5 protein-coding genes are annotated in these 7,908 nt (G+C 41.9%); all 5 read left to right on the top strand.

Features of this window, described 5'->3' with window-relative positions:
- Nucleotides 1-473: 473 nt before the first annotated feature.
- The 5 genes from BUB16_RS10475 (at nt 474) to BUB16_RS10455 (ending at nt 7,897) form a co-directional block, all read left to right on the top strand.
- Complete coding sequence (locus BUB16_RS10475) at nt 474-1,658, top strand: DUF3492 domain-containing protein (protein WP_073063422.1); 1,185 nt, start codon at nt 474-476, stop codon at nt 1,656-1,658.
- Between the two features lie 11 nt (nt 1,659-1,669).
- On the top strand, nt 1,670-3,247 hold the full coding sequence (gene pelF, locus BUB16_RS10470; protein ID WP_244545680.1) for a GT4 family glycosyltransferase PelF: 1,578 nt from the start codon (nt 1,670-1,672) through the stop codon (nt 3,245-3,247).
- Nucleotides 3,231-4,856 (top strand): hypothetical protein, encoded by a 1,626-nt coding sequence (locus BUB16_RS10465; RefSeq protein ID WP_073063419.1) that lies wholly within the window; start codon nt 3,231-3,233, stop codon nt 4,854-4,856. The genes pelF and BUB16_RS10465 overlap by 17 nt, the downstream gene beginning before the upstream one ends.
- Before the next feature lie 286 nt (nt 4,857-5,142).
- Nucleotides 5,143-5,829 carry an endo alpha-1,4 polygalactosaminidase gene (locus BUB16_RS10460; RefSeq protein WP_170864361.1) on the top strand — a complete coding sequence of 229 codons (687 nt, stop codon included), beginning with the start codon at nt 5,143-5,145 and terminating at the stop codon, nt 5,827-5,829.
- A 22-nt stretch (nt 5,830-5,851) separates the two neighbouring features.
- A complete protein-coding gene (locus BUB16_RS10455) occupies nt 5,852-7,897 on the top strand; it encodes a hypothetical protein (RefSeq protein WP_073063414.1) in 2,046 nt (681 codons plus the stop codon).
- Nucleotides 7,898-7,908: the final 11 nt, after the last annotated feature.

Raw genomic sequence — 7,908 nt, 5'->3', positions numbered from 1 at the left:
ATCGGTCAAAATGTTGACGATTATAAAAGCATCAGTTCAACATTCAGCCACAAAAAATAAATCAAAGAACAACAAAAGGTTTTTCAAAGCCTCCTAATAGTGACTAAAAACCCCAGTATTTAAAATCCATCTTATTTAGAAAAAATATGTTAAAATATTTTTAATTTTATTTTTAAATTTATATTTTTATTGAAGTATAAACTAATAAGATATAGTAATAATAAATATTACATAATAATATAATAATTATTACACAAAAATATATTCAAATAAGACGCGCTTGCTGAAAAAAACGGGGACCAGGTAATCTGAACTTTCACTTATTAGCCGGATAAATTCATTTCTTATCTAATTTGTGAATATACCACAGAGAGAACTGTCGGTTATTCTTCTGCTTTTATACGGATGAGATGTTATAAATCACGCAACGCATTTCTTAATAATTAAATTATCATAACCATTATAAAAGGCAGATGAAAGAGTCTCATGCCCCTATTTTATTAATTCTGGAGGGTACATATCCCTGGTACAGGGGAGGGGTAAGCGAATGGATCCATCAATACCTTAAGTATAACCCCAGACAACTATTCCATATTATCCAGATTGCTACGGATGAATATCGTTATGCCCCGATTGATGAGGCACTTTATGAATTACCGGATCATGTTCAAAAGTTTGAGCGAGTATCACCTCCGGAGCTGTCCGCAGAATGGGAAAATGAGTTGCGTCGCTGGATAAAAAATGTCGAGAAACAGGTGAGCCTATTCGTTGAGGAAAGCAGTTTTATACATATTGTGAATACGGGCTTTGCCGGCTGGTTGGGAAAGGAATTAGCTATTCATTTTAAGAAACCACTTGTTCTCACCGAACACGCGCTTTACTGGAAGGAGATTATGATGGGAGCGGTGGCTTTAGAATGTGGCTATAAGGTGCCGGAAGAAAAAAGGGAAAAAGAGGCGTTCGGCAAAATGTTTCGCCTGATGGCAGCGGAGATTTACAGCATATCGGATGTAATAGTCAGTGTTTCGAAAAGTAACATTCCCGAACAGCAAAAGCTGGGAGCCCGGGATGTACACTACATTCCCAACGGGATACCAGCCAGCAGGCTGAAACAGTTCATTCCGCAGCAGTCATCAACATTAACGATCGGTTGGATCGGCCGGTGCGCAGAAATGAAAAATCCGATGAAATTTTTCGATGTTGTCAGCACTTTTGGCGAATACGAAGCAGAAAACGTTGAATTCATCATGGTAACCTGCAATGCGGGTGAACCGGAGCTTGAGCAGCGGGTTAGAACCAGGGAACGGGAATTTAATCATCTGGAGGTAATTTGGAACAGGTCTTCAGAGGACTTCATCGATCAGATGGACGCCCTTTGCATAACCAGCCATAATGAATCACAGCCGTTGGTTTTATTTGAGGCATTAGGCCGAAAGATATTACCCGTTGGCTGGCGCACCGGGGACGTGACAGCTGAATACGGTTTCATTCTTGATCCCGAAGCAACTACGGGAGAGCTGGTACAGTCAGTGCTGGAACTTTGGAAAAAGCCACAAGAATGGCTGAGGATTGTGGAGAATAGATTTATGAATGTCCAGGCTCATCATACCTGGGAAAAAATTTTCGACCACTATCGTTCTCTTTTACTCCAATTATAAATTTGAACATTTTGAACCCAAAACCAGTCATATTATTTGAGACGGAAGGTACCTACCCGTATTCGGGGGGCGGAGTATCGACCTGGGCGCATATTTTATGCAGCGAACTCGAAGAAGAGGTGGATTTTATTATACTGGCACTAACGGGACTGCCATTCGTAAAATCCCGGTATCCGTTGACCTCAAATATCAAATCTATAATTCATATGCCGCTGTGGGGATCCGAAGAACCTGTCAGCGACTTCACTACAGGGACTCCTTTTTCCGAACACGTACTACGCAAGTTTCATACGAACCAAAGTGTAATACGCACCATATTCATACCGATGTTTCGCGATTTAATTCAAAGGGTGTTAAACCCCTTTCAGCCAGCCGGAGAATTCGGAGAGCTTATTTACGGTTTTTGGAAGTATTATCAGATTTTTGACTACAAAGTAACGCTCTCGAGTCCGTTGGTATGGATTGAGTTTAAGAATCAGCTGAGAAATAAATACCAATCTCACCAGGGGTTTCTCAGGCAGGAAGAACCAAAGATGATCGATGTCACCTTTGGGATGCGCTGGATATATCATTTTATGATACCGTTAGCGGCGCCCATTCCCAGGGTGAGCGCAACCCATGCGACGCTGGCCGGATTCCCTGCGATTGCCTCCATAGCCGCAAAATTTGAATATGGAACTCCCATGATACTTACCGACCACGGGATTTATATCAGGGAACGGCTGGTAAATGTAAGTCAATCGGACCTGTCTTACTTTTCAAAGAAATTGCTTGTGGATCTGGCGACATTTATAACCCGAACTGTATACCATTATGCCGATATCATTGCCCCGGTGACGTCGGTCCATACCAAGTGGGAGACTGATTTCGGGGGAGATAACGATCGCATCAACCCCATATACAATGGAGTAGATACCGAAAAGTTTTATCCTCATCCTAAACCGAAACAAACCCGGAATTTGCCGACTGTCATTGCTGCAGCGCATGTATTTCCTTTGAAAGACATAGAAACAATGATTAGATCGTGCGACTACGTGCGTCGCGAGATTCCCGATGTGCAGTATATACTGTACGGAAGCCTTGACATAGACAAAGCATATACCCTAAAGTGCAAGCAACTTGTTCAACAGCTTAAGGTACAGGATCATTTTACTTTCGGTGGATTCCACGATACACCCAGCTTGCTTTTCAACGAGGGAGATATTTCGATTTTAAGTTCAATATCGGAGGGTTTCCCCTATACCGTGATTGAATCTATGAGCTGCGGCCGACCGGTAGTGGCAACGGACGTAGGGGGGGTGAGCGAAGCTATTGCCGATTGCGGAATTGTTTGCAAGCCGCGTGATGCCATATCATTAGCCGATGGAGTGATAAAGCTGCTGAAGGACCGTGAGCTGCGCAACAGACTTGGAGAAAAAGCGCGGGAGCGCATATTGGAAAATTATACGATCACCGAATCGGTGGAAAATTACCGAAATGTATACAAACAAATGCATGAACAGGATCATGTACCCGCCTCATCGTCAATTGAGTTAGATTCCGTAATCAAAATGCTTAGTAATCTGGAGGTTTATGGAGCAAGCGGTTGATATTCAACAGGCGACAATTAATTCGCGGGATGAACTTAAAGCCAGGGTGAAAGATCTTCTTGACAACCCTCTTAGCGTCTGGGCTGTTGCTGCAACCATCGAATCTCTGGGTATACGGGAAGTCGATGCCCAAAGAGAGTTTGGGTATGAGTCTATTTTGGATTTGGCTGATCAAATATATAAAGACCTTAAAGAGGAGATCCATCAGAAAGCCCCCGAAATTTCTGTGTCGAATAAAGAAATATATAAGACCGGGTTTTGGGTTCAAATAAAAAATTTTGTGGTTTACTATTCACAGGGACTTCTTTTTTCACTGCCCCTGATAAGCCAAATTGCAGCGTTGTTTATTTTTCGTTACTCACTTTGGGCATGGCTGGATTTTAACGAAGCTCAGGCAACCATAGTGGCGTTTGGCACAATGGCGGCTTTTATTGTTACCGGGGGATTTGTTCAGATACTGGGTCATTCAATTTCGAGTTATGTAAGCAGCGGGAACTATTATCTGGCCCTTAAATCATCAAAAAAGATTGCCAAATCGGGAATGGTAGGGGTTTTGGCTTTCTGCTTCTTGGTTGTGCTTCTAAACGTCATTATTCCCTTTTATCCTCCGTACATGGTGTTTCTGGGATTGACATATATGATTTTGATCAGCCTGCTATTGTTGGCTTCCGGCGTTTTATACGCCCTGAAGCAGCGAATCGCAATTCTTGCAGTTATTGTAGCAGGCACCCTTCTGGTCATCGTAAATATGGAAGTTTTTCATTGGGGTATTTATATCTCACAGTGGACTGCCATGCTTGTCACAACTTTGTTTTTAGCTGGCTACGCTTTATTCTATTTCAAATGGCAGATCCGAAAAAAACAGCAACGGGTAGCCATGCAGGCGCTTCCCGTCCCCGAAGTTCATCACTTTATCAGCTATCGGTATTTTATTTACGGGTTGAGCTATTTCCTGTTTATTTTTATGGATCGCCTGCTGGCATGGTCAACGGGCGAACTCCCGCCTCCTTTTATCCTTTGGTTCAATACCCCTTATGAAATCGGCATGGATTGGGCCCTTATAACACTTATATTGAGTTTTGCTATGCTTGAATACAGTGTGAATGTATTTTCCAGGGAACTCAAGCCGCTACAAAAGAAGATAAGTTTTCTACAGTTAGAGCATTTCAACAAGTATTTTAAGAAGCTGTATTTTAAGCAGGTATTGCTGCTAACCCTCACGGGCTTGCTTTCCATTGTAATAACCTATTATTCAGTAAGAAGCCTGATTATTTTCCAGGATACGGTCCCGGAGGTAAGAGATTTCTTTACCAATTATATGACGACGAAAGTATTCTGGATAGCAAGTATATCGTATTTGTTTCTTAACATAGGATTACTGCATTGTCTGTTTTTTTTCTCGCTGAACAAACCGGTCTTTGCCATGTATTCGATTCTGGCAGGCCTGGCAGTGAATTTCTCGGTTGGATTCTTCTGTAGCCGTGTATTCGCCCTGGAGTATGCCACCGTCGGGTTACTGGCGGGTTCCATCGTATTTGCCGTAATTTCGGGCTCGACTGCTATGAGTTTATTTAAAAGGTTGGACTACTATTATTATTCCGCGTTTTAAAGAAAAGACTGAAAATCAGGTGACTGTCTGTCAATATTGGATATTATTTGAAATAATGTTTTAAACTTCATGTTACGGTTGGTTGCAATAAATTTTAAAATATAAAAATGAGAAAATAATGGATAAATTGAATTCGTACCTCACATGCATAGTGTTGCTATTTTCAATGTCAGATTGCTCCGGCCCAGGTTTTATAAAACAAGGAAAGGCCCTGGAGCCTTTTGCTGTAAGCTATGAGAAAATTGAAGACTTAAGGGGAGCGGCAGATAAATACAAACTGTTAATTGTGGAACCGGATCAATATTCAAAGGCTGAGGCCGATTCACTAACCACGGAATCCAATAAAGTAATCGCGTATGTAACCCTTGGGGAGGTAGATCGAAACCGCTGGTATTACCCGCTGCTTGAAGAACGCGGTTTTCTGGGTGTGAATGAACATTGGGACAGCCCGTACCTCAATTTAGCGGATTCGACTACCCGCTCCATTTTATTAGATCAGGTCATTCCCAATATAATGAGCAAGGGGTTTGACGGACTTTTTTTGGATACGGTGGACGATGTGGCTCCCTATACCGAGCGTTCTCATTTGCAACCATTCATGGAAGATATTATTGCACAGATCCGCATGGATTATCCCGACGCATTTATCATTCAAAATGCGGGACTATTCCTGCTCGATAGCAGCCATAAGTTTATTGACGCCGTTTTAATCGAAGATGTAGCCACAAGCTATAATTTTGAAAACCAGACCTATAATCTTAAAAGACAGGATGATTACAGGGAAAAAGTCAAAAGTATAGAAAAAAACTCCAATTTATATAATAAACCGTTTCTGATTGTGGATTTTTCTGATAAAGAATCTCTTACCAATAGGGTAATAAACAGGTTAGACACGTTGTCCTATCCTTATTTTATAGGTTCGATCCAGCTAAATAACATCTGGGAGACGATATCCAGTACCTCCGACCGATAAAAATTCATCAAATAATCGTTGTATGTTGTCAATTCTCGGAGACTATCCATATTGGTTTGATGCTGTATCTGCAGGGATCCGTATTGTTCTATGGTTTTTTCTGTTATTTGGTTTTATAACGCCCCTGTTTTTATCCTACACACGCAGGCTGCCGTTAATCGAAAAAATCATATACTCATGGATAGGCATGGGCGGTATTCTCATAGTCGGCGTGTTTGCATTGACTAAAATGAACATGTATGATCTTATCAGTATTGTTACCCTCCTATGTCTGACTCCCTTTCTATATAATTTTTCAAGAACCAACGAGGCTCGTGAGATCTTTAATTATTTAAAGCAGCGTGAGCTGCAGGTACTGCTCGACTATATCAGGATCCTTGAAAACAAAAACTGGTCATTCCGAAATTGGCTGAAGCAACAAGTGACTCCCGAAAAAAAATTAAGTGGGTCACAATTCCGCAGTGTAATGGTTATAGGCAGTATTGCAATCGTTGGTACAGGCGTACGGATGTATTCGGTTCTTCAAAATGCCGCTCCCTCAAGCAGTGGATGGTTTGTCCACCTGGATCGCATTAAAAATATCAGGCTTCAGGAATATTTCGGGGCTTATCCTGATCCGGGGGGCATGCATGCCTTGGTCAGTGTATTCAGCCTTTTTACGCAAGTAAGTCCGGAATTGATCTTACATCTACTGGGCGGTATAACCAGCTTCTTCTTATGTATTATTGTGTATTGGACTTCAAAAGATATTACCAGAAACAAGTATCCTGCCGCAGTGATGGCGGGAATGGCAATATATGCGCTGGCACCGTTATTCTGGATGCCTGTTTCTTTTGATCAGCAAGTAGATGCCGGCAGCCTGGAACTGGCGCTCTGTTTTGCATTTCCGACCATCATCCTGTTCATAAGAAATTTACGCAACCATTATAAGAGTCCTTGGTTTTATCCTCTTATAGGCTTTACGGCTACGGCAATGGTCAACTTGTTTGTGGCTTATGGTATACTTTTGCCCCTGATGCTACTTGGATTAGGAACTATGCGTAAAAAAAACTTTCGTTCTTCTTCCCGTATTGCCCTTATGCTGCTGTCAGTGAGCCTCATAAACCTCCTTCCCTATAGCGTATACTGCTACGTCTATAATGTCGACGCTTGGCAGTTTCTAATGAGGCAATTATACGATACACAGGTGTACAGTTACTTTCCAACTTTGATGTGGCCCCTGGAAGAATTGAGCTCAGTATACATGCTGATTGCAGCCATAGTAAGTTTATATTATATAGTCAGATGGTTGCTGCTGAAAGAAACCCTGCGGGACGAGCTAATCTTTTGCGTCATCTTCCTGGGCATTTCCGTCCTTTACATACCTGAAGTAGATTCCAGCAGTTTATTGTGGTTTGATATCGATCAGCTTAATAGTCTCTATGCGCTTATGATTGCTATTCTCATAAGCGTCGTATTTACCATGTTTTTAGAATTAACAGGGGCAATATTTAGGCTTGATACGAAAAAAATGCAACTCTTTTCATGGGGATTAGTTACAACCATCATAGGTAGTTTTATTCTTGTCCAGGGTGGATTGAAAGTAAGCCGGGTAACGCCGGGCACTATCCCTAACGGTTTCATGAAAGCCTATTACAATATTATTGAGGAACGCCAACCATATACCTATGCCGTCGTTGGACCCAAAGTGCAACAGATTATGGCTAAAAACCGCAATTTCTTTATGGAATACAGCTTCTTTCTGGAAGAGTATCGTAAAATCGACTCGCTCTACCATGAGCAGCTTCAATTGCCCGCGGTTGAACAGGACGGAAGCAGGGTACCACCCGCCTCGGTATTTATCTTTGCTGAAAAAGCGCCCTACCAATCCATTCAGCAGGGTATCCTATACAATGCTTCCTCCGTAATGCATGAGGTCGAACAGTGGATTGCCCGTTACAGGGAACTGCCTAACAGGAGGGTAGAGATCTTTTATTCTGATCATAGGGTCACAGTATATGAGCTTGTAAACAGCCAGCTTGAATCAAGAATCAGCAATATCCTCATGGAAGTATATCCGCCAGACTAATCAAATGACCT

The sequence above is a fragment of the Fodinibius roseus genome (assembly GCF_900129315.1).
In the GTDB taxonomy this organism is placed as follows: domain Bacteria; phylum Bacteroidota; class Rhodothermia; order Balneolales; family Balneolaceae; genus Fodinibius; species Fodinibius roseus.
Note: the sequence above shows the minus strand (reverse complement) of the source record. Positions and strands in the feature narration are given on the sequence as shown.